Origin of the sequence: Lacticaseibacillus manihotivorans DSM 13343 = JCM 12514, from assembly GCF_001435035.1 — a bacterium.
GTDB lineage: Bacteria > Bacillota > Bacilli > Lactobacillales > Lactobacillaceae > Lacticaseibacillus > Lacticaseibacillus manihotivorans.
In genome coordinates this window covers 1-25,202 of record NZ_AZEU01000100.1, presented here as the reverse complement: position 1 = coordinate 25,202, position 25,202 = coordinate 1, and the positions used below count along the sequence as shown (strand labels likewise).

Here is a 25,202-nt window from a genome sequence, read left to right as displayed (position 1 = left end):
TTTCCGACAAAAAAAGACAATCGTAGTTAAACAATTGCCTTTTCAGAAATATTAAATTTCTCCTTGCATCGGTCAGCGAGTGCGTACTTCACAACTAGACCAATAAAATGCCCGTCGCTTGGGGTGGCGGCGGGCAAGGAGTAAGGGTTGAGCCAGACGTGGCACATAAGCGGCACATCTGACTGACTATTTCGTCCTTCAACGCTTTTCCATGAAGCCAGAAAGCCCGGGGTAGGGCGTTTCCTGCTCCAAACGTTTAAGGACTATCACTTTGGAGGAGTGAAATACCAAGCGCGTCAGGGAACGCGCTTGATGATGGAAAATTGGGGTTGGGGTGTGAAACAAGCGGGAACTCATTTCACAACCTTATGCTAACAAGTGGTTGTGAAGAAAGTGTGACGAAGTGTTTAAGGATTTCTTGGCGATAGCGCCCGACTGGCTTGTGTGGAAAAAATCGTATTCATCGCGACTAACATTACGATCACGCTGATGAACAAGACGTGATAATTCGTGGCATCGATCAATAATGCTCCCATCACTGGTCCGACTGCCCGCCCGGCACTGGCCAACATTTGCACAAAGCCTTGATACCGTCCGCGTGCATCGTTTGGTGAAAACAAATCGACATAAGTGGAAACCGCTGGTAACGCCAAAATTTCGCCGATCGTCAACACTGCCATCGCGCCTAAGAATTGCCAATATTGCCGCGCCACCAGCAGAATCACAAAACTGACCGCAAACAGCGCAAAGCCCGTGGTCAAGCGTGCGCGAATATGTTTAGACAACCATTCATCAAATACTGTGAGCACTGGTTGGAATAAGACGATTTCAACCGCATTTAACGTCCAGACTAAGGAGTAGTCGCGCACATTCATCCCCAAGCTCAACATGAACGCTGACACGTTAGATTGCCACTGCTCATAGGCGACCCATGTGACAAATAACAATACCATCAGCCACAACACGTGCTTGGCAATTGGCTGGCGTGTAGCTTTCACAGACGCATTTTTGGCGCGTTGCGGTTTTTGCACTTTGAAATGGAGAAACGCGACGATCCAAAACAAAACAAACAGCGCACAAGCCAAAATAAAAATATACGTGATCCCAAACGGCAGCACGAAGCCGACGATCAAGGTCCCGATGACCAAGCCTAAGTTCGACATGAAATACAAGACGTTAAACACATAAGACGGTTTGCGGCTGGTGACCAAGGTGGCATAAGCGTTGACGCCAGTGGCCACCACCCCGTTACCGAGCCCTAATAAAATCAATAATAGTGGATAAGCTGGCCACCCATGAAAGAAAATCAAACTTAGCGTGGCCACAATATTGATCGTGATCCCACCTAAAATCGTCGGATAAGGTTTCCACCGATCAAACAACCTGCCGCCCACATAATTTCCACCCATGGTCGCCAAGGAATTGATCAACAACACCAACCCAGACACGGTCAACGATTCGTGCAAATATTCATGCATGTAGATTGTCGTCAACGGCCAAATAAAACTGATCCCAGTATTGGTGATCAAACTGCCCAGAAATAGCCATGGCAATTTCAGTTCTTTGCGATGCATCGTACCCCTCCAAAAATAAAAAATTGTTTCATTAAATATCTGTTGTGGCTCACCCAGACATATTCTGACCTGTGTTCGGAAACGAGCCGCCGGATCAAAAAGCGGAGGATGGGTGGTCACCAGCCGTAGAATCGCTGTTAGCAGTTTACTGCTTACAGCGACGCTGAATCAAAGATCCACTCGCGGTTTGTGCGAGTTAGCTTTGATTCAGCGGATTGCGTTCCGTGACCACCCAGCTGGAGCTTTTTGATCCGGCGGCATTCCTTTTCAGAAAGCGCTCGGTCAGACATATTGTATCGGAATCACTGGGGTGAAAACACGATAATGGGCAATTTCTCATCTTTGCTCATTTAAAGAAACATTGTTTTTCACGAGAATCCCTCGGTAAGCGTTCCCCAACGCGCTATCATGCGGTAAACTAAAGGTATCAGTAAAATTTGTGAGGTAATTTCGATGACAGTAGAAGCTAGCTTGACCTATCAACAAACTTTTTTCAACGATTTCGCCAAGGCTTGGCAGGACCAGTCGACGTATCGCTTGTATCAAGGCATCGACAAAACCGCCTCTAGCCTGCGTTTGGAAGTAACTGAAACTCCAGGCTATATCTTAGCCTACGACAAAGGAGCGCAAGATGAGCTCCATGACTTCTTGCAAAAAGCGTTTGTCGCCTTCTTACGTGAACATGTGCCATTTTTTGAAGTGTCCGACGACGGACAAGTTTATTTTGGCGATTGGTACCACCGCCGGCAGTTCGGTCAATTAAGTGTGTTCACCCGCACCATCGACCAAGCCACACCACAAGAACGCAACATTTTGCCGCAACTGGTGGCTTTTGCCCAAGATCCTGAACATTATCTGGATAATCAATTAGAAGCTTTACGCAAAAATATTTATCAAACCGTCAATGATCTGCATAACCAACTGGAAGCTGCCAGCGTGGAAGAAACCGTACAACCAACCCGCACTACCAACTCAGCTTCTGGTTCCTTCCGCGGTTTGTTGAAGAATTTCATCGACCCTGACGATGATGACGAAGAAACCCCAGCACCAGCCCAAACTACCCGCCGTCGCGTGCAAGCGCCAGCTGACTTACAACAACGCTTCAACGAGGCCAAGGCGCAAGCCGACAGCGAATTTGACGCTAAAAAGCGCGCGATGCAAGTCAGTGCTGCGATCACGCGTTATGAATACCAAGCCGTGGTTTCCAGTTACAGTTCCATTTCTCAATTTGAAAACATTTTGGCCAATTTGAAAGCTGACTTCATGAAGGCATTAGCCAAAAAGGAGGATGCTCATGCTTAATTACGCCGATAAACATATCCAAGCCATCGCCACGACCCATTTGTCTGCCAAAGACGCCCGAATCAAAATCACGGAAAGTTACGCCGATGCGTTTGCTAAGCTGACCAATTCCCCGATTTTTGGCACCAATGAAGAAGCCTTAGCGCAGTTGACTTTGAGCTATACCAGCTTGTTAGCCGACAAGTTACTGGAAGCTTTGACTGCTTTGCCTGACTTGCATCCGGCTTTTGCCGAACGCTTGTGGCTCGCCCCGGAAATCCGCACGTCGGGGCATTCTCAAATCACGATTTACTTGGCGACGGATTCTGACAATCTGCCACTGTTGGTGATTGACTCCCCATTGTTGGACAACGCAACGATGTTGGCCCGCAACTTGCCAACTTTACTGCAAGTCACAGCCAAAGATGATCAAACCAGTCCATTTGATGACAATCAACTGACCGCTCTGAGCACTTTGGTTCGCGGGTTGTATGCCGCGGACTACGGCTTTAAAACCGTTGACGAAACGGTCTTACAACCAGTGGACGGCTTGACCTTCAAGACCAAGTACAACAACTTGACCACCTTGTCCTCCAGCACCCATGTGGATAATGCCGGGGACATCACTTTAAGCCTCGACTTAAATGGTGCGGCAGTGGATTCTTTCCATGTGCAAGATGATGCTGGCCATGATTGGATGGATCTGGGGACGGATAACATTGATGGCAATACCTTCTCTTGGAGTTCCACGACGATTCCAGACGAACTCGTCGGCCACGCGTTGTCTTTGCAGGTGATTGTCCATGCTGGTGAAATCGCGCCAGCACTTGATGAGCTCTTTGTCATCGCCTCCAACCACGCGATCTTAATGCGCCAAGGTAAAGCCCAAGGCAGTTATGAATTGGCCTTACCAAACCATGAAGCCTTAAGTGTGGTGTCCAACGCTGACAGCGATACGATCACCTTGCATTATCCGCAACCGACCGTACAAGTGTTGGAACTCAATGCCAAATATCCGTTTTTAGGCGAATGGTTGAAAGCAATTTTGCCACAACGTCGTGCTTTTAATTGATTTTCCGATTATTTGCTAGTATGATGGTGTCACTCCACTAGAAAAACGAGGTATCATCCCATGGCAAATGAATTTCCGCAAGTTTTAACCATTGCAGGCGTCGACTCAGACGGCTCTGCAGGCGCACAAGCTGATTTACACAGCTTTTTCATGCGCGGCACTTATGGCACGTTAGTTTTAACCGCTGCTGTTGCTGGCAATTCGTATGGCATCCACGATTCAATGGTCATGCCTGGGGCGTTCATCGATCACCAATTTGACGACTTAGCCGCAGACCTCCACATTCGCGCCGCTAAAACTGGCATGTTGGCAGACTCTGCGATCATCAACACCGTCGTCAAGAACTTGAAAAAGTATGACTTCGGCCCATTAGTTTTAGATCCCGTGATTTCCACCAAGCATGGCAACATGTTGCTGGAAACTGAAGCCTTTGAAACGTTAAAGTCAGAACTGATCCCGTTAGCCTTCGTGATCACGCCGAACTTCTATGAAGCTGAACACTTGACTGGCTTGAAGCTCGATGATGACGCCACGATCAAGCAAGCCGCTCACATGATCCACGACATGGGCGCTCAAAACGTCATGATCAAAGGTCGCCATGATTCCGACGATCAAAAAGTGGTCCGCGATTACATTTTGTTGGCAGATGGCAAAGAATTCTGGTTGGAAGGTCCTTACTTCCCAACCACCCGCAAAAACGGGACTGGCGATTCCTTGTCTGCTGTGATCACTTCAGAACTTGCTAAAGGCCAAGATATCGAATCCGCGATTCGCATCGCCAAAGCCTTTGTCGACAAAGCCATTGAAAACGAAATTCCTGTCGGCCACAAGTTCGGTCCGATCAATCATTGGGCCAACGACTTGCAAAAGCCTGAATACTAAAAGAAATTCCCTTGCTGATTCCTGTTAGCAAGGGATTTTTTTATGAACGAGAAGTTATTTTGAGATCGGTAACAAAAAGTACTTGACTTTAATTTAATTGTAAGCGTATACTAAAAATCAGGAGGAGTGTTCGACTTAGCGCAGGTCGATCGTACCACTTCGCGACGGGCGGAAGTGCCCGCTAAACTGCAGAGACGATCCCACAGCGTCTGAGCTTAACGGTTCAGCTCCGCTGGATCTCTGGTTTCAGAGTGCCGGCATAGAAGGGTCCGGATTGGACTCATACCAAGTAACTGCTGGGAGCACCATCCTCATGGCAACATGAGAAGCAAGGGCAAGCCTGTTTGCGAAAGGCAATGCAGAGCTGTTTAGCGATCAAAGTGGTTAAGGCCCAAGAAGCCAAGGCCCGCAGAAACGTCCTTGATACATCAAGAACCGCAAGCACGTAATTGAATCGACGTTAAAGTCGCAGATCCACGAAATGGACAACTGTTTCGTGGATTTGTTGTGCCTTTGAAGCACATATCAAAAAAGTCAGCCCAGATTTTTTTCTGAGCTGGCTTGATTTTGGTTTAATTGCGTTTGGCGCGAATCGCTGTGACAACTTCCATCACCGCCATCACCAACATCAAAGCGCCGGTGACTTGAAACAATACCAAGACGGCGTGGAATGGGTTGAACAACAACACCGCACCGGCAATGATCACCACGATGCCGTAAATGATCTGTGGCAACGGTGATACGTTGATGAAGCGTTGATCTTTTTTAGCGGAGGACACTTTGTTGATCCCAAATAAAATCACCATGATCCCGATCAATGCTGGCAACATACTGATCACCGGCTTCAACAAGGCCGCCACTAACACAGCCGCGATCAGTAATGTCACCCCGCGGGTCAACTCCCAGCCGCCGTTTCCTGTCGCATGACGCTGCTTTAACCCAGTAATCAAACCAGGAATCGCTGCGGCTAACAATGCGGCGACGATCACCCACTTGAGCACGGTATAAACAGTGTCTGGCAGAATTAAGAACCACACCCCGACGACTGCTAAAGCCGCCACCCGGGCAAAGGTTGATTTAAATAGTTGGTTGATTTTCGTTAACATGATGAGACTCCTTTTGGTCTTCGATACTTTAATCTTACCAAATTGAAGCGCTCATGCCTCGGTCTAATGACTGAACTTTTTACCAGCCTTCGTGATTCCAAAGCATCCCATCAAGTTCACCTTGCGCTTGGTCGATGCGACGATCTTGCACTTCGATGAAATGCGCCAGTTCCGTGTAAAACGCCACGTCTTCATAAGTCTGACTTTCATTCGCCAAGCGTTCAGCCTCTTGTAATAACCACTCGCCTTCACTCATCGCCTTGTGCCTCCTTCACCGATTGCCGCAAACTGGCCAAATGTGCTTGGCGCTCTTTCAACGTTTCTGCAATTTGGGTTGCTTCTGGGCGCTTACTGAGTTGGTCCACCCACCACTGGCTAATAGTTTGAAAATGCGTATCAGGTAAGCTCAAAAATTGCTGATACCGGATCAATAGACTTTGCCGCTGAGCTTCAGTCATCCTCGCAAACTGCGCCACGATCAATGGCGGCACCCAAGTCATGTTACAAGTATTCGCCAAGGCGACATAAGGCGATAACAAATCAGACAAGGTCACGCCCACTGCCGCACCTGGTTGATAATCTTGCAGTTGCCGGCCAAGCGTTAACACCACCGCCAGTTGTTTGCCTTGCAAGTGGCTGGCAAAGTCGACAGACCACACCTCATTCAACCATTTGGGCAAGCTGCTCGGTGCTTGGTACCAGTACAATGGGAATTGTAAGATGATCCGATCTGCTTCCATCAACAGTGCGCGTTCTTCAAGCACGTCAAATGGTTCAACTAATGGATGCCAAGTCGCATCTTCAACTAACTTTGCCCCAGCTTTGAAAAAGGCTTGCGAGCTGGAATCATCGATTTTGGGATGCGCCACCACGATTAAAGTTTTCATCAGGCTAGAGCCTCCTTGAGTAATTTCTTTTGCACGGTTGGGATCGCCAAATCATTGATTTTGGTCCGCGGCACCCACTGACCATTGAGCTGGGTAACATCAAACGGCTGGCATTCAGCCACTAACAATGTCATTTGCCACTGGCGATGAGTAAAGGTATGTTTGACTAACGGCTTTTGCGGATCCGTAAAGATTAATGTTTGCCCGCTCAGCTGTTCAAACGCCTGCCCTGCCGCTTCCACGTCTGATGCTTCGACCAATGGGAACATCCACAAGTTAGCCAACATCCCCGTTTTTGGCCGCTGAATAAATAAGTAGCCTGCTGGGCTTTGTACGACTAAAGCATAATAAGGCACCACCACTGGCGGCTTCTTCTTCGTTTTGACTGGGAACTCCAACACGCGACCAGTTTTGAAAGATTCATCAAAGTCCGCAACTGGTGAGTGTTCAGGATCTGGGTCTTTGGCACTCATGTAAGAAGACCCCAGATCCATAATCGCTTGATTGAAATCCCCTGGTCGCTTGGGATCGATCACTTGGCGAATGACATCATCGAACACTTTGCGCGTTTGAGGTTGCGCGATATCCTCTTCGATACAAAACAGGCGCGCAAACACGCGAAAGGCATTGCCATCGATGGCCGGCTCGACTTGATTGAATGCAATGCTTGAAATTGCGCCTGCCGTATAAGGGCCAATGCCAGCTAGTTTCGTGAGCTCACTGGCAGTTTCTGGCCACACCCCTGCATGGTCATAGGCAATTTGGTTCGCTGCTTTTTGCAAGTTGCGAGCGCGCGAATAATAGCCTAATCCTTCCCAAGCCTTCAATACTTGGTCTTCTGGTGCATCTGCCAAATCCTGAACCGTTGGAAATTGCGCCATAAAGCGTTGATAATACGGGATCACGGTGTTGACTTGGGTTTGTTGCAACATGATCTCAGACACCATCACATGATAAGGATCATGGTCTTTGCGCCAAGGCAAGTCGCGTTTATTTTGGTCGTACCAGCTTAATAGCGTTTGACGAAACGCTTGAATTTTGTCTTTATTCCACATAACTTCATCCTACGAAAACGTGAGATACTTTGCAACCGTAAGTAAATAGGTGATGTGAAAACAAAAAATCAGCCTGAGGTTTCAGACTGACAATTAACGTTTATTGCACTTTCACGGCAACAATAATGCTGACGCCGATCATCACGGTACCAAGTACAAACCCGATGCCTAAATTTTCGCCTAAAAATACTGAACCAAGCAGTGCCCCGACGATCGGCTGAAACAAGAAGAACAACCCAGATAAGTTGCTGGCCATTTTCCGAAAGCCGACATTCCACATCACGAATGCCGATGCTGTGGAAATCGCGCCAAGATATAACAAGCTCAAGCCCACATGCAAACTGAAGAAATTCACCCCAGCCAACACTTGTGCGTGCATCAACACCCAAGGCGTCAAGGTGATCAACGCGACCAGCACGCCGACTAAGGTGACTTGCAAGGCATTGACATCAGGCGAAACTTTGCGGATCAACACGGACATCAACGCCCAAGTGAGCGCTGCGATCATCAACATCAGCGCGCCTAACAACACGCCGCGTACTGAAAAACTTAAGCCGACGATGCAAATCACACCAAGCATCGCAAAAATCAAACTCAACCAATCGCCGCGCGTTGGCCGCACCTTCAACAAGCCCCAACTAAACAGCACCATAAATGCAGGAGTCGCCGCAGTGACGACAGAGCCCAGTTGTGCGCTGGACAGCCAAGTCCCAGTTTCTTGCGTCACGATCGACAAGGTATTGCCGATCAAGCCAATCAAAATCATCAACCCAACATCTTGTTTGCGCCAATGCCAATCGATGCGCATCACGAGACAAAACAGCAATAACACTGGTGCCGCGACTAAATACCGCAACCACACCAATTGGATCGGCGAGATCTGGCCAACAATATCTTTGACGATGACAAACATTCCGCCCCAAATGCTGGCAGCAAAACTCAAATACAAGGCACCGATAATTTTATTTTGTTTCAATTGTTTATCCTTTCAACTGTCGTAAATCCATCAACGGCAGGCAAAAGGCACATCGTTTTCAAATAATGGCGCGAACATCAATGTGGCTAACTTCTTTCTGAAAAGAACATTATACACCAAAAACGCCGAGCACATGGGCTCGACGCTATGATTATTTCAATAAGTGTTCAAGATAATTCAACACGCCTTGGCCTTCGTTATCTTCGGCAGTTTCATCATCAGCGATGGCTTTGACGGCTGGGGTGACATTTTGCATCGCGACGCCTAAGCCAACCGCCTTCAACATTTCGATATCATTGCCGCCATCCCCAAAAGCGGCCATGTCTTCAAGGTCGACTTTCAACCAATTGCCTAAACTGGCCAGTGCCGCCGCTTTATGAATGCCCGGATGGATCAAATCGATATCGCCGTGTCCACGAGAGGTCGGTTCGGCGACGCCTTTGAGTGGTTCACGCAACGCTTCAACGATTTGATCGGTTTCATCATCGGGGCAAGTGATGCCGATTTTGAGTATTTCGTCATCAACCTCGTCAAAGCTAGTCACTGTCGCCAACTGATCATAATAAAAATGCCGATCATCGATGAAGGCTTGGTCATTATCAGCTAAGACATAAGCGGAATTCACACCTGATAACAGGACTTTGCACGTTGGAAAATCTTTGAGCACATTAAGCATATGGGTCAACTGCGCTTGGGTGAACACCGCTTTTTGATAGATCTGATGGGCGTCACGAATGTACGCGCCGTTTTCGGCGATATAGATCAAATCTGGGTAATCAGGAAAACTAGCTTTTAAATGGAAGTATTGATTGCCACTAGCCACCACGAAATGCATTTTGCGCTTGGTCATTTCCGCAAAAAGTTGGGCAAAGCGCGCTTCATCATAACTTTGATCCGCACGCAAGAACGTGCCATCCATATCCACTGCAACGAGTTTAATCATTGGCTTTCTCCTTGAGATACTCAGCTTGGGCTTGTTGCCAATCGCGGCGATCATTGTCATTGATTTGCCGCAATGGACATGCAGGGACGCCTGCGACCACCATGTTAGCTGGGACATCGCGCGTTACCACTGCACCAGCGCCGATGATCACATTGGCACCGATGGTCACGCCTGGACAAATCGTGACTGAGCCGCCTGCCCACACATTATTACCGATAGTGATCGGTTTACCAAATTCCAATTCCGCATTGCGCACATCTTTGTCGATCGGATGCCCGGCAGTCAACACGCTGACCCGTGGGCCAAACAAGACGTTATCGCCGATGGTCACTGGCGCGATGTCTAAAATAATGCAATCATAATTGGCGTAAAAGTTATGCCCGAGATGGGTGTTTTTGCCATAATCGACCCGCAGCGGCGCTTCGACATAAGCATCGCCACTGGGCACATCGAAGAGTTCTTGTAACAAGCCTGATTGAAGATCCCGCTGATCTGGTGCCAATTGGTTGAATTGGAAAACCAAGTTACGCGCGCGTTGACGTGCTGCTTGTAATTCTGGGTCGTTGGCGCTGTATAAACGCCCAGCTAACATGCGTTCTTTTTCACTCATTTAAAACCCTCCTGCAATGGTTTACAAGCGGTATCATACCAAGATTGCTGATCAACAGTGGTCATTTTTAAAAGCAAGTGGTGTCAAAATTAGGATGATCGCGTGCCACTTGGCGATAAGCAGTCGGCGTCACTTGCTTCCAAGCTTTGAAATTACGCATTAAACTCTTCACGCTACCAAAACCGGTTTGCGTCGCAATGTAATCGATCGTCGCATCAGATTCTAACAACATGCGGCGCGCGTTGATCAATCGCACTTGGCGAATATATTGATTGACCGGCATTTGTAGGGCTTGATTGAATTGTTGATTTAAAGTGGTTTGCGACACGTGGAAATCTTTGGCCAGTTGCGCGCTAGACAAGGCATCTGCGAAATCACGATTGATCTTCACCATCACGGCATCCACCAAGTTGGCATTCGGGGTGATTTCTTGGGCACTCATGGCTGTGGCAAAATGCTCATCGAGTAGCACCAGCATCGCATAAAAATGGCTCAACACCATCAGCCGCGCATTATCTGATAAACACCCAGCAATTTCTGCGCGGATCGCCAAAAAATGCTTTTTGAATTCGACATAAGCTTCTGGTGCTAAGGCAGCCGATTGCCCACCTTGCAAGTGCAGATACCAATTCGCTGAAGCTGGCAGGCGCGTCTGCAAGAATTTCTCATCGATGATCAAACCAAACTCATCCCATAACTTCGTGGGATCCCCAGTGGCACTGTGGCTAACGCGGCGGTTTACCGCCCACACGTCGCCGGGATGATACACCGTGGTATGCCCATTGGTGACAAAAGTTAAGTCGCCGCCACTGACCAGAAAATTCAATTCGATTTCTGGATGCCAATGCGGCGCCACATCGATGCTGGTCAATGGATCATGCACATAATATTTAAACGGCAAGCGCGGCATTTGCTGCACTTGTTCATAAGCCACGCTCATCAGTTAGCCTCCTTAACGCAATGCGTATTGACGAATCGCTTCAGCCACACCGCCTTCATCATTGGTCGCTACCACATGATCAGCGTGTGCTTTGGCGGCATCAGAACCATTGCCCATGGCTACAGCGCACCCTGCATAGTCAAACATCGGAATATCATTACTTTCGTCGCCGATGGCCATGACTTCATCAGCGGTGAAGTTCAGCGCTTGGGCCAACGCATGCAGCCCTGCACCTTTATTGACGTTGGCATGCATTACTTCTAAAAATGGCTGGCCAGCGCGTACGACATAACAATCAGCAAATTCACGCGCAACGGCTGGTTGAATCGCATCAAGTTGATCAGGATCGCCGACAAACAAGCCTTTGGTAATGGTAAAATCTTCAGGCAATTCATCTGGTGTCCGAATAAACATGCCTGCCGAATTTTCAGCAGCTTGAGCGACGATCACCCAGTTCACATCACGATCAGCAGTATAAATATTGCTTTCATCATCTAACACGTTGAACGGGACATTGTGTAATTTCGCAAATTCAAATAAGCGGCGATAAGTCGCATTATCCAGCAAGTGCTTAGAGATAACTTTTCCGGATACGCTTTGCACAATGCCACCATTATAGGACACGACATATTCATCCGGCCCATCGATCCCTAATTGTTGTAGTCACGGCAATAATCCAGCTAGCGGTCGTCCCGAACACAACACCACCTTGATTCCTTGGGCGTGCGCATCATGAATTGCTTGAACCGTCGTGGGGTGCAGTTGTTGTTGGCTCGTTAATAATGTGTCGTCAATGTCGATAGCAATGATTTTGATCATATGTGTTCACCTCTTGGTCAGGATATCACACCCAGTCGCTTCGATCGGACAAATTTCGAAGCAAAGGGTCACAGTTTTGTCCAAATCGTATAGCGAATATTGTAGTGATGCATCGGCCAAACGACGGTGAAGGAATGCGACTTGGTCAGATAATTGGGCAACAGTGCCACCCCTCGGCCTTGTTCTACGAGTTGCATGATGCTCGACCAGGAATCGATTTCTTGCACTTTGATGCCACGACTTGCTGCAAACTTCAAACTCCGCTGTCTAAAGGGACACCGATGATCGGCATTCACCAAAATCGGCAAATCTTCCGCGTCAGCGTGGGCGCCTTTCAAGAAACCAGCACTGAGCTGACTGGACTGGTGAATTTGATAACCTTTTACATGAAATGGCGCATAGCTGATCACTTGACGCGCATCACAATAAGTCAAACTGGCCATTTCAGTGGAACTGGTCAATTCAAAGTCCGCTTGATCTAACCCATATGCTTGCTGCTCCACCACTAAGTAATCAAACAGCAAACTGAAAATTAAAATCTTCGGTTTGACCGCCCGCGCATTCAATTGGTCGCGAATTGTTTGCGTTGCGTGAATCACCTGATCAGCATATTCCGCAAACTGCACCCCAGCAGGCGTCGGCACAATGCCTTGTGGCGTCCGGTCAAACAATTGCACGCCAAATTCTGATTCGATCACTTTCAAGCGTGCCGAGATATTCGACTGGGCAAACCCTAACGCCGCCGCAGTTTGATTGATTGAACGCAATTGGTACAACTTTTGAAACACGGTCAGATCTTGTAATTGCATAGCGCACCCCTTATCACAATTTGCGATAAGCATAGCATGATTTGATCATTCCGCAAAGTCTGCCAAACGCTTATATTAAAGTCATTCAGGAGGAACAATCATATGCCATATTTAAGAGTACGTATCGCCACTGCTGACCAACACGTGTCAGCACAACAAATTGTTTCAATGTTAACCGATCTCGCCGTGACCAAATTAGGGAAAAATGCCGGTGTCGCTGCCGTCGACGTTCAATTTCAAGATCCTAAACAATGGTTTATCGGCGGCCACGCTTTAAAACCTGATCAATCCAGTTTCTTCATTGAAATCAAAATCACCAGCTCAACCAACTCACGCGATGACAAAGCTGCCTTCGTTAAAGCCGCCTATCAACAAATGGCCGCATTATTGCCCAACGTACAACCGACTAGCTATATCGTATTACAAGATGTCGCCTCAGATTCTTGGGGATATGGTGGTTTAACCCAAGAGTTTCGTTACATTCACGGCTGATATGCGCTAAAATACGTTTAACAAAACGTATTGGAGGCGCTAACAAATGTCTAAAATCTTATTAATGTGCGCCGGTGGCATGTCCACTTCAATTTTAGCCAAGCGGATGCAACAAGCCTCAAAAGATTTAGGCCGAGAAGACGTGATCGTCGCCCGCCCTGCTGCAGATACTCGCAACCGCCTCCTCAACGAAAAACCAGATGTGTTATTGATCGGCCCGCAGATTCGCTTTATGCTCAGCCAAATTCAATCTGCTGCGGAAGGCTTTGATTTGCCGATAACGGTGATGCCGAATCACGACTACGGCACGATGAACGGCGAAGCGATCATGGCTTTAGCGATCAAATTAATGACAGAACCCAAAAACGCCTGAAAAATAATTTCAGACGTTTTTTCGTGTGATTTAGTTAGTGGTACTGGTACCAGTCGCATAATCAATGTTGTAACCAGATTCCACATTGAAGATATAGACGTTAAAGTGAATCGAGTTATCTCCGAGGCTTTGCGCCCGCATTTGCACACCACGCGCCACGAGTTCATTCCCGCGATACCAAGGTTTGACTTCATAGCGCACGTAATGGCTGCTAGAGGCTTTCAAATAAGTGGCAATATCCATTTCATGAGCTAACATCAACGGATTGTTCAACGACATGGTCCCAGTAATCAAGTTTTTGGGGTTATTGTTTTCCCCGCTTAACTGAAACCCGATCAAGTGACTGCGGTTATACAACCAACCATGAGCCGTGCGACGATTGTGCCAACCAGTCGGATCCCAAGTTAAGCCTTCACGCTTGGCGGTTGGCATCAAACTTTGATTCAACAACGCATTGGCATCGACTGCTCGATTTAAGTTATCGAGATCGGTGTAGCGTTCCCAAGCGCCACTAGCCGTTGATAAGTCGGCTTGAGAAAAACCTGGGTTGTCTGAGTTGATGACGACTTCTTGTTGGCCAGCGAAGTTACGGTTGGCCAGGTTTTCGTTATTTTGCGTCGCTTGGGCTTTGGCTTGAGCGGCAGCTTTTCTGGCTTCAGAAACAGACTTTGCTGAAACTTCGCTGTTCTCTTTGGCCGCAGACGATTTTAATTCAGATTCATCTTCTGAAGCTGACTTCGCCTTTTCATGATCGCGATTCAAACGCTTTTGTAAACTGGAAATATCAGCTTCCAGACTCGCATTCTTTTCAGTTTTCTTAGCAACTGCGCGCGATTCAGATTTGTTGACTTTAGATAAATGGCTGATCGAGCTGACTTGCGCGTCACTGGCGGTTTTTTGACCACACCCAGTGAGCACGGCGGCAGTCATTAACAATGCAGTAAGTAATTTTTTCATGCTTCCCCCTAGCGCTTCGACTTGCGGTAACCCGCAGCGATGGCTTGTTGCTCAGTGTCAAAGTAAACCGCGTTGGCTGAATTCATCCGATAGCCCGCTTGGCCTGGCACATGATAAATATGGGAATTGATATTGCCGACGATTTTTTGCGAGTTGCCCGTATTCATATCGCCGTTGTTTACCGGTGCCGTGTGATTCGTATTGGTGTTGGCTCTTGCAGCAGCGGCTCGTGAGGCAGCTTGACTTGATGAAACCGCGGCTTGGCTGGCAGCGGCTGCGGCTTGACTGGAAGCACTGGCAGCTTGTCGACTAGATTCCTCCGCACGAGAAGAAGCTGCTGCATAACTTGAAGACGACGCACGGCTTTCAGACTCAGACTGCTTATATTCAGCTGTGACGATTGACGTGCTCGTGGCATCGCGTTTGTCTTCCGCTTTGGTTTTGGCAAGTTCGGCTTTTTTAACCTGGGCTAACAACAACCGCTTTTGTTTGCTTAACTTCGTACGGCGTTTGTCGGCAGCTTCAGCCTTAGCATCAAGCGTATGATCTAACTTCAGCGCTTGGCGGATTTTGGTAGTCGCTTGCGTTGGTGTTAAATCAGTGGCTGGCGCACTGATTCCAAATCCAATCGCACTGATCACCAACACGCCTAAGCTGATCAACCCATTCCGTCCAAAATGGTGGCCAGCCTGTTTTTGAAACTTTGTGATCCCAAAGCGCACGCCAAAATAAAGGGCGGCAAAAAAACTGGCGAGCACCAGGATCATAAACACATTATTCATTTCTTCACTCCTCCATCAGGGTTACCTTTATCATACCTAATATTCAAAGATGCGAATAGCTATGCGGCGCGCTTTTCATCAGATTATTTTAAAACTGACCACCAGCTCAGTTTTAGGAACGGCTAACTTTCCCTTGAATCCCATTTTTTCTGCGCTTATACTGAAACCCGTGAAAGTAGGGATAACATGAATTACTGGGTATTAGCACTGACCTTTCTCAGCGTGAATTTGGATTTTTTCTTCATCTTAATTTTTTTACTGAAGCAATATCGTTTTAAGCAAGTGTTGCTGGGCTATTGGATCGGCATTTTGATCCTGATGACCGCCAGTTTTCTGGTTGGCAAGACTTTAGCCGCGTTTCTGCCTGAATGGGCGTTGGGCATTTTGGGCATCTTGCCGATTTATATGGCCTTGCATGATGACGACGATGACGCTACCCAGAAACAAACCAGCCACTCCTCAGTGCTGACCGTGTTGATCACTTATTTATCCGTGTGTGCCGGGTGTAACCTCGCGATTTTCTTGCCGGTGTTGGCGGGTGAATCATGGATGCAGTTCGCACTCACATTGATTTTCATCACCATTTTGACCGTGCTCATCGTTTGGGTGATCAATGCGATCGCTGAATTACCTGTGGTCACCCGCGTCATGAATCGCTTCGGCGAGCCTTTAATGAAAGTGATCTACGTTGCCATCGGCGGTTACGTGTTTTGGGATAGCGGGCTGATCCATCAGTTGATCAGCTGGATTTGAGCTCTCATATTGCGCCACTGAAAGCGTTTGTGGTATTCTGCACGTAAATAGAAACGAAGGATAATTGGCCGCGAAATCTATTCGAGGCTTTTTTTATGGAATGAACATGCTCAAGTATTTATTTCGTCACCCTTGGCGTTTGACTTTTGCCGCCTTGGTCAGTGTTTTGGCTGCGGCAGTGTTAGTGGCTTATTCTTACGTCTTACAGTTGATCACCGATATTGCCACTGGGACCAGTCGGCTCAGTTTCACCTTGGCTGTGCCTGCAGTGATCATTTATTTGGTCATTCAAGCCTTAACTGATGGGGCTGCCGAATATATGAATGAATCACTGCCGGCTAGAATTGGACGTGAACTGCGCGCAGACTTGTTTGCCCATTACCACAAATTGCGCCCATTGCATTTCCATCAAAAACAAGTTGGCCAATACGTCGCGCAACTCACTAAACAAGTCGATGTGGTCACGCAAAGTTATTTCCATGTGATTTTACGGGCGATTTATTTGGTCAGTTTGCTGATAATGGCCGTGTTAGGGACTTTTTTGATCAACCCAGTGATCACGATTGGCGTCGCATTATTAAGTGTGCCAGCTTTGATTTTTCCATTTTTAGTGAAACATTGGCTCGAATCCGCGAAATCCGAAGTCGTCAACGCCATCGAACACTATACCAGTACCGTGACGGACATGCTTTCAGGCTTTACCACCATTCAATACGCCTTATCGACCCCACCATTTGCGCGCCTTCACGATAGGCAAAGCTTGGCAGTTCAAAAAGCTGCGATTCATGATCAACGCGTGCAAAAAATCACGAGTGGCATCTCAGATTTCTTAGGTGATGTGATGTATCTCGGCGCATGGCTACTAGGGGCATATTTCGTCCGCCAAGGGACGATCACGTTAGGCCAATTAGTAGCATTTTCACAATTAGCCAGCTTATTTAATTGGCCCATGGCGATGCTGACGGAATTGCTGGCAGAGTTCTATGGGGGCCGCAAACAAGCCCAAGCGCTTGAAGTTGAATTGAACAGTCCTGATGATGGCGCATTGACGCTTGTCCATATCCCTCACTTGCCAGCTAGCACGGCGTTTCTGACCCTTGATCACGTCAATTATGAAGTGGATGAGCAACACCTGCTCAAAGATGTGAGTCTTCATTTTGCGCCTGATCAAAAATATCTGGTGGTGGGCGCTAGTGGTAGCGGCAAAACCACGTTAATGCGCATTTTGTTAGGGGAGCTCATACCCATCAGTGGCACCGCACGGCTATATGGTCAACCACTCACCCAATTCAATCGCGGAATCGTCTACCATACTTTAGGCATGATGACGCAAAAGCCTGATATCTTTGCCGGAAGCGTTCGAGATAATGTCACCTTGTTCGATCCAACACCATCTGATGTCGCAGTCACGCAAGCTTTACGCCAAGCGGGTTTGGGGGCGTGGTTAAGCCATCATGACCTCAACGATCAACTTACATCAGAAACGCCACTGTTATCCGGCGGTGAAAAACAACGACTGGCGTTATCAAGACTGTTATTGAGCGATTACCAGTTCATGCTTTTCGATGAATTGACTACCGGCCTTGATCCGCACATTGCGGCACAACTACAAGCTGACCTGTTCAGCATGGCGCAAGGATTCATCTTGATCACGCATCAATATGATGCGGCTACCTTTGCCAAAGCTGATGAGATCATCGTGTTAGCAAATGGCAAAGTCATCGCACAAGGCCGCCTTCACGATGACACCGTGATGCAAGCCTTACGCACATTAAACTTGAGATAATGCAAAAACGTCACGTTCAGATTTCACTGAGCGTGGCGTTTTCTAGTCTTTGATGCCTAACAAATCATATGGGCTTAAAAAACGGGTCTTCATCATAATATCCGCGATCGCTTCAGGATTTTGCGGATCATCTTCGCGCAGCCAAGTTTTAATAATGGTAAACATCCCCGAAATGATCAGCTCCCAAGCATAGTCTTCTGGAATACAGCGCGTTACTGAAATATCACCTTTAACGCGATCTAAGCCATTGCTGATGGCTTGTTTCATGATGCGTTTAAGCTTCAGCTCAAATCGCGGATCACCATTAAGTCCCAACAACACTTGCCACAACGCAAATTCTTGATGGATGAAACCGACTGTTTTTTGCACGACTGGGTAAGTGTAGACCCCATTTTCTTTAACCGATTGATAGGTCATCGTCCCTTCAAAGTCATTGGTGAAATAGTCTTGAATCTGATCGATCAAATGATTTTCATAATGGTCAAGCAAGGCGTACTTATCAACGTAATGGAGATAAAAAGTGCCCCGATTGATATGTGCAAGCTTGGTGATGTCGCTGACAGAGATTTTTTCAAAGGCTTTGGTTTGCAGTAATGCGATGAAAGCTGCTTGAATTGCCGCTTCGGTTTCGACAACTTTTTGATGCATGACGACACGCTCCTATTATTTTTCGCCTTTAGTATGCCGGATTGAAAAAATTAAATCAACAACGTGTTGAGCTAAAATTCCGACGCCATCAGGCTTTCAACGTTACATGACATTTAACTCAACAGTTCTGAAAATTTTGATTATTGTTCCCTCAGGTTGCTGGTCGTACGCTAGAACTCGTAATCAACAGCGTGTTCATTTTAAAAAAAGAGGGATTTATCATGTCAGACATTATCGACGTTCATACGCACTACTTACCTAAAATTTATACCGATACATTAAACCGCCACATTCCAGGTGATCCAGATGGTTGGCCAACGCCTGCTTGGAAGCCAGCTACCACATTGAATTTCATGGCCAAAAACCACATCAGCTACTCACTGCTTTCGTTATCCTCCCCACATTTCAACTTCGGCGATAAAGCGGAAACTTTAGAAATTGCGCGGCAATCAAACGTTGAAGGCGAACAACTTAGTATCGCCCATCCAGACAAACTCGGTTACTTAGCCTCCCTTCCGTTGCCTTACACCAACGAATCGGTTGAAGAAATTGATTGGGCATTGAAACACCGCGCTCGCGGCTTCACGGTGCCGACCAACACCCGTGGCATTTACTTTGGGCCGCCGATTTTTGATGAAGTGTACCAACGCCTCAATGACGCGCATGCCGTCGTCGCCTTGCATCCCAATCAACCCGCTGCCTTGCCAATGAACGTCAATATCGACATGCCGACGCCGTTAATGGGCTTTTTCATCGACACCACGATGACGTTCATGAATTTATTGAAGTATCACTTCTTCGACCGCTTCCCTGACATTCAACTGATCGTGCCTCACGCCGGTGCCTTCTTAGGCATCCTCGCTGATCGCGACGCCACCTTTGTCAAAGAACAATATCAATCGGATATGTTTGCCGCAATGAAACATGTGTACTTTGATACTGCCGGTGCCGTCTTCCCGCGCCAGTTGCCGATGCTGATGACGCTGACTGATGAAAAACATATCTTATATGGCAGCGACATTCCTTATACCAGCGCGACATTATCGACGCAACTGCTCAGTGTGATCACCAATGCTGAAGATCCCAAAGCGGATAAAAAGCGGCAACTCGTCGCCACCGCTCATAAATTCGATCATTTCTATGAGCATTTCAAAAAGCTCCAACAAGTGCCGATGATGCTAGACATGATCGTGCAAATGATGAATGGCGCAGACATTTTGACCCCAGAATTGAAGCGCGAGATCTTGACTGACAACGCCACGCAACTTTTCCACCTTTAGGAGGCCATCCCCAATATGCAAAAGTTCTTCAAACACCATGGCGCCGCCTTGATCGTTTGGGTCGTGGTGTGCTTAGCCGCGATGATCGGCATGCCCAACATCACCACTTTGGTGCGCGATCACGGCAACACCACGATCCCGGCCAACATGCAAAGCCAAGTGGCCACTGCCATTCAAAATAAATGGGGCAAGGGTCAAAGTAATGCACGCCAAGTCGCCGTGGTTTTCAGCAATGGTGATCACAAGCTGACCAAAGCCCAACAAACCAGCATCAATGCCACCATTGAAAAACTGCAAAACAACCAGTCGCACTATCACATCACCAGCATCATGGCCCCAAGCGACAACGCTGAAACCAAAAAGCAGCTGGTTTCAAAAGATGGCACCACCCAAATCGTGCAGCTGATGGTCAGCAAGCATACCACCGTTCAAGCGATGACCACGCAATTGACCAAAGCCGTCAAAACCCACAATGTGACCACTTCCGTCACCGGTGGGGATATTTTAAACGAATCTTTCAATGAAGCCACGGAAGCCGGCGTTCAAAAAACAGAAGTGATCGCGGCGATTTTCATTTTCGTGGTGTTGATCATCGTCTTCCGCTCGCCGATCGTCCCAGTGATTTCCTTGACGGCTGTCGGCGTGGCGATGTTGACGAGTTTAAGTGTCGTAATGAACTTGGTCAAACACTTCGGCTTTCCGCTGTCAGCTTTCACGCAAGCCTTTATGGTCGTGATCTTGTTTGGGATCGGGACTGACTACAACATTTTATTGTATGACCAGTTTAAAGAAGAGCTCGCCCAAGGCCTTGATAAACTTGAAGCCACAAAGCAGGCAGTGAAAGTCGCCGGCCACACGATTTTATATAGTGGCTCATCGGTTTTGATCGGCTTTTCTGTCTTAGGCTTAGCCAAGTTCTCAATTTATCGCTCCGCAGTCGGCGTCGCAGTCGGGATCGCGATTTTGCTTTTGGTGTTGTTGACCTTGAATCCTTTCTTCATGGCGACTTTAGGTGACAAAATGTTTTGGCCAGTGAAAAACCTCTCTGGTGCAAGCCACTCCAAACTTTGGGAATGGTTATCTGCTAAATCAATCTTACATCCGCTCATCGCCATTTTATTGATGCTCGGGTGCGCGGTACCAGTCGCCTTACTTTACAACAACGATCTCAATTACGACACCGTGGTGGAATTAAGCGATAACGCCCCTGCCAAACAAGGCTTTGAACTGATTCAAAAGCATTTTTCCAAAGGGACTGCCGAACCATCCACGATTTATATTCAAGCCGATCACAAACTCAACAACAATGAAACGCTGAAAGTGATCGATCAACTGACGCGCAAACTCAAACAAGATCCTGACATTAAAACCGTGACCTCAGTGACCCAACCAGGCGGCAGTGAAATCTCAGATCTTTATGTCAAAAAGCAACTGAACACTGTCACAACTGGTATGGATCAAGCCCACTCAGGCATTTCGCAAATCAACAGCGGTTTAAAGTCCGCCCAATCACAATTAGCGTCTGCTGACATGCAAAGCGGACTAAATGGCGTCAAGCAACTGATTTCAGGAACTGACCAATTGATTTCTGGTTCAAACCAATTGCACAGCGGCACCACGCAATTGGCCACTGGTGCCAACACCTTGCAAAATGGTTTAGGCCAATACACCAACGCCGTGGCGCAAATCAATGCTGGCACCACGCAGTTAGCTGACAAATCCGGTGAATTAACCGCTGGCATTTCAACGTTGACGCAACAAACGTCACAACTGCCGATGGCGGTGGCCGGCTTAACGGCATATACCACTGGTATCAACGGCGGGATCAACCAAATCAACTCGGCTTTATCTAGCCAAGCAGGTTCTTTAAATCAGCTCAACAGCGCCCAATGTCAATTGACCACCTTGGCATCAGAATCACAAACGATGCGCACCCAACTGGCCTCAGCTAAAAAGCTAGAACCTCAATTGGACGCCGCCATCAAATTACTCGATCAACTGCAAAGTGCCAAGGCGAACTTAAGCAGTTTACAAACTAAGGCAACTGCCTTGCAAAGCACCTTAAATACCGTCAAGTCTTCAATGACGCAAGTGATGACGCGCAATGTCGCCGCAATCAGTGCTGAACGGGCGATCATCACCGCAGCGCAGGCGATCATTGATGATGACACTGCCTCAACTGCATCAAAACAAGCGGCACAAACCATTTTGACCAAAGCGAATGCCAACTTAGCGAATAATTTACAAAAGAACAACACGGCGATGACCGGGATGGCTAACCAAACCAGCAATTTGGCAATGCCAGATCTCACGCAATTGGACAAGTTGGCGCAAGTTTTGCCAACTGACGCGCAAATCAATGAATTAAAATCAGAATTGACCAATGCCAAAGCCTTGATGAATTCGGCTGAAAACATGCTCGATCAAGCTGACGACTTATCCACGCAAGCCGATCAGCTCGGCCAAGTCGCTACCGCTTTTGCCCAATTGCAAACGGGTTTAAAAACCTTGCAAACCAATTCCAATGAAGCCGTCTCGATCGCCCAACAACTCAACAGTGGCGTTAATGGGTCAGGCGTTGACTTGACCGATCAAACCACGATCGCTCAAACCATCGGCAATTCCAGCATGACCCAACAACTTTCAACGCTTTCTAGCGGGGTCAGTCAATATGTCACCGGCGTTAACACCGTCGCCAACGGAGTAAACCAAGTGAACGCCAACTCTGGCAGCTTAACTAGTGGCGCGCAACAATTGACCACCGGTGCTGATCAACTCAACGCCAGTGTCCCATCTCTAACTGCTGGTTTAGTCCAAGTCCGCAACGGCCAACAAACCATGTACACCACGCTTTCTGGGTTGACCACGCAAATGAAGGCCTTGCAAACTGGTTTAGGCTCAGCCACTGATGGGCTGACTCAGATCAACACTGGCGTCACCCAAGCCAACAGCTATCTAACCGGTTTGAAGCAATCGACCTCGGCGAAAGAATTCTACATTCCAAAATCGACGCTTAAGAGTAAGGCCTTCAAGCCAGCCCTTGATCAATACTTGTCCAAGGATCAAACCGCGACCCAATTAACGGTGGTATTAAAAGCTGATCCATCTTCGACAGAAGCGTTAACTAAAGTAAACAGCTTGCAAAAAGAAGTCAAAAACCAACTCAAAGGCACCAGCTTGAAAAATGCCAAAGTTGCCGTTGGTGGCCAAACAGCCTTTACCTCTGACACCAAAACGGTTGCGACAAGTGACTTTATGCGCACCGCTGCGATCATGGTGATCGGGATCGCCATTGCGTTGATCTTCGTCACCCGCTCTTTGCTACAACCGGTTTATATTTTGTTAAGCTTGTTGTTTGCTTACTTTGCCTCGTTGACCATCACGCGCGGGCTCAGTACCGTGATCTTAGACCAATCCCAGTTAACTTGGACCACCCCATTCTTCGCCTTCATCATGTTGATCGCATTAGGCGTCGACTACAGCATTTTCTTAATGATGAAGTACCGCGAGTTTGGCGTTGAGTCCAGACCACGCATCGCCATCACGCAAGCCGCCGGTGTCATTGGCGCGGTCGTGATCTCAGCGGCGATCATTTTAGGTGGGACCTTTGCTGCCTTGATGCCATCTGGTGTGCTTACTTTGATTCAAGTGGCTATCGCGGTAATGATCGGGTTAACGATCCTAGTGTTTGTGTTACCAATCACCATGTCTGCTGGCATCACCTTGACTTATGATCGGAAAAACGAATAGTTGAACGAAAAAATCCGTCGCAGGCTTGCGGCGGATTTTTTACATCTACCTTTAACGATTTCAGACGAAACACGTTTTGGGTTAACTATCTTGGCGGGTCGCTGCGATATCAATTTCGCGCACGTTCACACTTTGTGGCATTTGATAAATAAAGTTCACCGCTTCGGCCACATGTTTGGGATCAAGCGTCACACCACCCATGGTTTGCTTCCAGCCATCATAATCTTTAATGGCTTGAGTATCGGTCGTGTGGCCTAACAATTCAGTTTCCGCTGCACCTGGCGCGACCATTGCCACGCGGACGTTATGGCCAGACACTTCTTCACGAATGGTTTCAGACAACCCATGGACACCAAACTTTGAAGCGACATAAGCGGCGTGGTTAACGAAAGTCTTCTTGCCAGCCAACGATGAAATATTGATGATGGTCCCACTTTCACGGACAATCATGTCTGGTAACACAATTTGCATCCCGTTTAATACGCCCATCACATTGACGTTGAGCATTTGTTGCCACTGAGCCGGGTCTTGCAAGGTGACATTGCCCAACAACATGACGCCGGCGTTGTTCACTAATAAATCAACGGGCCCAAACTCAGCGACAGCTTGATCGATAGCAGCTTTTAACGCCACGCGATCGGTCACATCCGCACTCGCCACGCGCACGTTAGTAAAGTCTAGCGGTAACGCTTTGATCTTATCGACACGCCGCGCGATCAACAACAATGCGTGATTTTGTGCATTAAACATTTTGGCCATTTCGGCCCCAAAGCCCGAACTCGCACCAGTGATCACAATTAATGGTTTCATTTTAAAATTATTCTCCTTGATTATTTCTTCGACAAAATTCATAATAAGTGCTCAAGTATACTTGAGGTCAAGGAGAACTATGAAAAATTATTCAATTGGCGATATGGCTAAAAAATATGGCGTCACTGTGGCGACGTTGCGGTATTACGATGAATCGGGACTGCTCCCCTTCGTGAAGCGCAATGCCCAAGGCCAGCGAATTTTTACCGACGATGACCTCGGCTATTTAGAAGTGATCGACTGTTTGAAACGCTCTGCCATTCCGCTAAAAGCGATCCGCCAGTTCATGGCGTGGTGTGTGGCTGGTGACGACACCTTGCCAAAGCGCCACGCGTTCATGATCGAACAAGAGGCGGCCCTAGAGGCTAAGATCAAAGTCTTACAAGCTAACCTCGCCTTCTTGCGCTGGAAGAAATGGTACTATGCCCATGCCAACGAGGCCGGAACGGAACAAATCTTCTTTAAGCCTGGCACCACTCAAGTTGACCCAAAGTGGCGAAAAAAATATCTCGCTGAACATTCAGAAGTTTAACTGCAAAAGCATTCAACCTGTTTATTAGGTAGTGGCTGTTCAAAAACGCGTAGTGACTGATACTAGTGATTTTAAGACGTTACTG

Annotated in this window: 24 protein-coding genes and 1 pseudogene; 10 read left to right on the top strand and 15 right to left on the bottom strand. The window is 47.6% G+C overall.

Annotated features, from left to right (window positions below; genetic code table 11):
- Window positions 1–407 precede the first annotated feature (407 nt).
- A complete protein-coding gene (locus FD01_RS05055; protein ID WP_056962976.1) occupies window positions 408–1,574 on the bottom strand; it encodes an MDR family MFS transporter in 1,167 nt (388 codons plus the stop codon).
- Between the two features lie 453 nt (window positions 1,575–2,027).
- Here FD01_RS05055 and FD01_RS05050 point away from each other — a divergent pair, with 453 nt between their 5' ends.
- From FD01_RS05050 to thiD, 3 genes are read left to right on the top strand one after another with little or no spacing between them, the layout of a single operon-like run.
- Window positions 2,028–2,876, top strand: a complete 849-nt coding sequence (locus FD01_RS05050; RefSeq protein ID WP_056962974.1) for a hypothetical protein — start codon at window positions 2,028–2,030, stop codon at window positions 2,874–2,876.
- A complete protein-coding gene (locus FD01_RS05045; RefSeq protein ID WP_054714540.1) occupies window positions 2,869–3,927 on the top strand; it encodes a hypothetical protein in 1,059 nt (352 codons plus the stop codon). The genes FD01_RS05050 and FD01_RS05045 overlap by 8 nt, the downstream gene beginning before the upstream one ends.
- 60 nt (window positions 3,928–3,987) lie before the next feature.
- Complete coding sequence (gene thiD / locus FD01_RS05040; protein ID WP_056962972.1) at window positions 3,988–4,809, top strand: bifunctional hydroxymethylpyrimidine kinase/phosphomethylpyrimidine kinase; 822 nt, start codon at window positions 3,988–3,990, stop codon at window positions 4,807–4,809.
- Window positions 4,810–5,381: 572 nt separating this feature from the next.
- On the opposite strand, the gene FD01_RS05035 is transcribed toward thiD, so the two are convergent.
- The 10 genes and pseudogenes from FD01_RS05035 to FD01_RS04995 all read right to left on the bottom strand — a co-directional run bounded on the left by FD01_RS05035 (window position 5,382) and on the right by FD01_RS04995 (window position 12,954).
- On the bottom strand, window positions 5,382–5,915 hold the full coding sequence (locus FD01_RS05035) for a DUF308 domain-containing protein (protein ID WP_056962970.1): 534 nt from the start codon (window positions 5,913–5,915) through the stop codon (window positions 5,382–5,384).
- A 79-nt stretch (window positions 5,916–5,994) separates the two neighbouring features.
- On the bottom strand, window positions 5,995–6,171 hold the full coding sequence (locus FD01_RS16365) for a hypothetical protein (RefSeq protein ID WP_164480461.1): 177 nt from the start codon (window positions 6,169–6,171) through the stop codon (window positions 5,995–5,997).
- Window positions 6,164–6,802, bottom strand: coding sequence for an NAD(P)H-dependent oxidoreductase (locus FD01_RS05030; RefSeq protein ID WP_054714546.1), 639 nt, complete (start codon window positions 6,800–6,802; stop codon window positions 6,164–6,166). Before FD01_RS05030 ends, FD01_RS16365 begins: the two co-directional genes overlap by 8 nt.
- Window positions 6,802–7,857 carry an A/G-specific adenine glycosylase gene (mutY, locus tag FD01_RS05025; RefSeq protein ID WP_056962967.1) on the bottom strand — a complete coding sequence of 352 codons (1,056 nt, stop codon included), beginning with the start codon at window positions 7,855–7,857 and terminating at the stop codon, window positions 6,802–6,804. Before mutY ends, FD01_RS05030 begins: the two co-directional genes overlap by 1 nt.
- A gap of 100 nt (window positions 7,858–7,957) precedes the next feature.
- Window positions 7,958–8,833: a DMT family transporter gene (locus tag FD01_RS05020; protein ID WP_056962965.1), complete on the bottom strand. Its 876-nt coding sequence runs from the start codon at window positions 8,831–8,833 to the stop codon at window positions 7,958–7,960.
- Between the two features lie 151 nt (window positions 8,834–8,984).
- The gene (locus FD01_RS05015) at window positions 8,985–9,776 is read right to left on the bottom strand and encodes a Cof-type HAD-IIB family hydrolase (RefSeq protein ID WP_054714549.1); all 792 of its coding nucleotides are present in this window, start codon (window positions 9,774–9,776) and stop codon (window positions 8,985–8,987) included.
- Window positions 9,769–10,386 carry a sugar O-acetyltransferase gene (locus FD01_RS05010; protein WP_054714552.1) on the bottom strand — a complete coding sequence of 206 codons (618 nt, stop codon included), beginning with the start codon at window positions 10,384–10,386 and terminating at the stop codon, window positions 9,769–9,771. The genes FD01_RS05015 and FD01_RS05010 overlap by 8 nt, the downstream gene beginning before the upstream one ends.
- A gap of 67 nt (window positions 10,387–10,453) precedes the next feature.
- Entirely contained in the window at window positions 10,454–11,326 is an 873-nt protein-coding gene (locus tag FD01_RS05005; protein WP_056962963.1) for an AraC family transcriptional regulator, read from the bottom strand.
- Window positions 11,327–11,338: 12 nt separating this feature from the next.
- Window positions 11,339–12,145, bottom strand: a pseudogene (locus tag FD01_RS05000) (Cof-type HAD-IIB family hydrolase).
- Between the two features lie 68 nt (window positions 12,146–12,213).
- Window positions 12,214–12,954 (bottom strand): LysR family transcriptional regulator, encoded by a 741-nt coding sequence (locus FD01_RS04995; RefSeq protein WP_056962961.1) that lies wholly within the window; start codon window positions 12,952–12,954, stop codon window positions 12,214–12,216.
- A gap of 102 nt (window positions 12,955–13,056) precedes the next feature.
- On the opposite strand from FD01_RS04995, the gene FD01_RS04990 reads away from it, so the two are divergent.
- Window positions 13,057–13,446, top strand: a complete 390-nt coding sequence (locus FD01_RS04990; protein WP_054714558.1) for a tautomerase family protein — start codon at window positions 13,057–13,059, stop codon at window positions 13,444–13,446.
- 46 nt (window positions 13,447–13,492) lie between these two features.
- A complete protein-coding gene (locus tag FD01_RS04985) occupies window positions 13,493–13,819 on the top strand; it encodes a PTS sugar transporter subunit IIB (protein WP_054714560.1) in 327 nt (108 codons plus the stop codon).
- 30 nt (window positions 13,820–13,849) lie between these two features.
- Here FD01_RS04985 and FD01_RS04980 read toward each other — a convergent pair whose 3' ends face one another.
- The gene (locus tag FD01_RS04980; protein WP_056962959.1) at window positions 13,850–14,776 is read right to left on the bottom strand and encodes a DNA/RNA non-specific endonuclease; all 927 of its coding nucleotides are present in this window, start codon (window positions 14,774–14,776) and stop codon (window positions 13,850–13,852) included.
- A gap of 8 nt (window positions 14,777–14,784) precedes the next feature.
- The gene (locus FD01_RS04975) at window positions 14,785–15,558 is read right to left on the bottom strand and encodes a sunset domain-containing protein (protein ID WP_056962957.1); all 774 of its coding nucleotides are present in this window, start codon (window positions 15,556–15,558) and stop codon (window positions 14,785–14,787) included.
- Between the two features lie 186 nt (window positions 15,559–15,744).
- On the opposite strand from FD01_RS04975, the gene FD01_RS04970 reads away from it, so the two are divergent.
- Together FD01_RS04970 and FD01_RS04965 are read left to right on the top strand one after the other, a co-directional pair.
- Window positions 15,745–16,311, top strand: a complete 567-nt coding sequence (locus tag FD01_RS04970; protein WP_056962955.1) for a cadmium resistance transporter — start codon at window positions 15,745–15,747, stop codon at window positions 16,309–16,311.
- 106 nt (window positions 16,312–16,417) lie between these two features.
- Window positions 16,418–18,097 carry an ABC transporter transmembrane domain-containing protein gene (locus FD01_RS04965; protein WP_162257339.1) on the top strand — a complete coding sequence of 560 codons (1,680 nt, stop codon included), beginning with the start codon at window positions 16,418–16,420 and terminating at the stop codon, window positions 18,095–18,097.
- A gap of 42 nt (window positions 18,098–18,139) precedes the next feature.
- On the opposite strand, the gene FD01_RS04960 is transcribed toward FD01_RS04965, so the two are convergent.
- The gene (locus FD01_RS04960) at window positions 18,140–18,745 is read right to left on the bottom strand and encodes a TetR/AcrR family transcriptional regulator C-terminal domain-containing protein (protein WP_056962951.1); all 606 of its coding nucleotides are present in this window, start codon (window positions 18,743–18,745) and stop codon (window positions 18,140–18,142) included.
- A 221-nt stretch (window positions 18,746–18,966) separates the two neighbouring features.
- Here FD01_RS04960 and FD01_RS04955 point away from each other — a divergent pair, with 221 nt between their 5' ends.
- Window positions 18,967–20,025, top strand: coding sequence for an amidohydrolase family protein (locus FD01_RS04955; protein ID WP_054714579.1), 1,059 nt, complete (start codon window positions 18,967–18,969; stop codon window positions 20,023–20,025).
- 15 nt (window positions 20,026–20,040) lie between these two features.
- On the top strand, window positions 20,041–23,775 hold the full coding sequence (locus FD01_RS04950) for an MMPL family transporter (RefSeq protein ID WP_056962949.1): 3,735 nt from the start codon (window positions 20,041–20,043) through the stop codon (window positions 23,773–23,775).
- An 81-nt stretch (window positions 23,776–23,856) separates the two neighbouring features.
- Here the strand turns inward: FD01_RS04950 and FD01_RS04945 are convergent, their stop codons facing one another.
- On the bottom strand, window positions 23,857–24,585 hold the full coding sequence (locus FD01_RS04945) for an SDR family oxidoreductase (protein WP_054714581.1): 729 nt from the start codon (window positions 24,583–24,585) through the stop codon (window positions 23,857–23,859).
- Between the two features lie 79 nt (window positions 24,586–24,664).
- Here FD01_RS04945 and FD01_RS04940 point away from each other — a divergent pair, with 79 nt between their 5' ends.
- Entirely contained in the window at window positions 24,665–25,117 is a 453-nt protein-coding gene (locus tag FD01_RS04940) for a MerR family transcriptional regulator (RefSeq protein ID WP_056962947.1), read from the top strand.
- Window positions 25,118–25,202: the final 85 nt, after the last annotated feature.

Bases quoted from the DNA above. Each gene is read 5' to 3' on its own strand.
- FD01_RS05055 (WP_056962976.1), bottom strand. From the start codon at position 1,574: ATGCATCGCAAAGAACTGAAATTGCCATGGCTATTTCTGGGCAGTTTG.
- FD01_RS05050 (WP_056962974.1), top strand. From the start codon at position 2,028: ATGACAGTAGAAGCTAGCTTGACCTATCAACAAACTTTTTTCAACGAT.
- FD01_RS05045 (WP_054714540.1), top strand. From the start codon at position 2,869: ATGCTTAATTACGCCGATAAACATATCCAAGCCATCGCCACGACCCAT.
- thiD (WP_056962972.1), top strand. From the start codon at position 3,988: ATGGCAAATGAATTTCCGCAAGTTTTAACCATTGCAGGCGTCGACTCA.
- FD01_RS05035 (WP_056962970.1), bottom strand. From the start codon at position 5,915: ATGTTAACGAAAATCAACCAACTATTTAAATCAACCTTTGCCCGGGTG.
- FD01_RS16365 (WP_164480461.1), bottom strand. From the start codon at position 6,171: ATGAGTGAAGGCGAGTGGTTATTACAAGAGGCTGAACGCTTGGCGAAT.
- FD01_RS05030 (WP_054714546.1), bottom strand. From the start codon at position 6,802: ATGAAAACTTTAATCGTGGTGGCGCATCCCAAAATCGATGATTCCAGC.
- mutY (WP_056962967.1), bottom strand. From the start codon at position 7,857: ATGTGGAATAAAGACAAAATTCAAGCGTTTCGTCAAACGCTATTAAGC.
- FD01_RS05015 (WP_054714549.1), bottom strand. From the start codon at position 9,776: ATGATTAAACTCGTTGCAGTGGATATGGATGGCACGTTCTTGCGTGCG.
- FD01_RS05010 (WP_054714552.1), bottom strand. From the start codon at position 10,386: ATGAGTGAAAAAGAACGCATGTTAGCTGGGCGTTTATACAGCGCCAAC.
- FD01_RS05005 (WP_056962963.1), bottom strand. From the start codon at position 11,326: ATGAGCGTGGCTTATGAACAAGTGCAGCAAATGCCGCGCTTGCCGTTT.
- FD01_RS04995 (WP_056962961.1), bottom strand. From the start codon at position 12,954: ATGCAATTACAAGATCTGACCGTGTTTCAAAAGTTGTACCAATTGCGT.
- FD01_RS04990 (WP_054714558.1), top strand. From the start codon at position 13,057: ATGCCATATTTAAGAGTACGTATCGCCACTGCTGACCAACACGTGTCA.
- FD01_RS04985 (WP_054714560.1), top strand. From the start codon at position 13,493: ATGTCTAAAATCTTATTAATGTGCGCCGGTGGCATGTCCACTTCAATT.
- FD01_RS04980 (WP_056962959.1), bottom strand. From the start codon at position 14,776: ATGAAAAAATTACTTACTGCATTGTTAATGACTGCCGCCGTGCTCACT.
- FD01_RS04975 (WP_056962957.1), bottom strand. From the start codon at position 15,558: ATGAATAATGTGTTTATGATCCTGGTGCTCGCCAGTTTTTTTGCCGCC.
- FD01_RS04970 (WP_056962955.1), top strand. From the start codon at position 15,745: ATGAATTACTGGGTATTAGCACTGACCTTTCTCAGCGTGAATTTGGAT.
- FD01_RS04965 (WP_162257339.1), top strand. From the start codon at position 16,418: ATGCTCAAGTATTTATTTCGTCACCCTTGGCGTTTGACTTTTGCCGCC.
- FD01_RS04960 (WP_056962951.1), bottom strand. From the start codon at position 18,745: ATGCATCAAAAAGTTGTCGAAACCGAAGCGGCAATTCAAGCAGCTTTC.
- FD01_RS04955 (WP_054714579.1), top strand. From the start codon at position 18,967: ATGTCAGACATTATCGACGTTCATACGCACTACTTACCTAAAATTTAT.
- FD01_RS04950 (WP_056962949.1), top strand. From the start codon at position 20,041: ATGCAAAAGTTCTTCAAACACCATGGCGCCGCCTTGATCGTTTGGGTC.
- FD01_RS04945 (WP_054714581.1), bottom strand. From the start codon at position 24,585: ATGAAACCATTAATTGTGATCACTGGTGCGAGTTCGGGCTTTGGGGCC.
- FD01_RS04940 (WP_056962947.1), top strand. From the start codon at position 24,665: ATGAAAAATTATTCAATTGGCGATATGGCTAAAAAATATGGCGTCACT.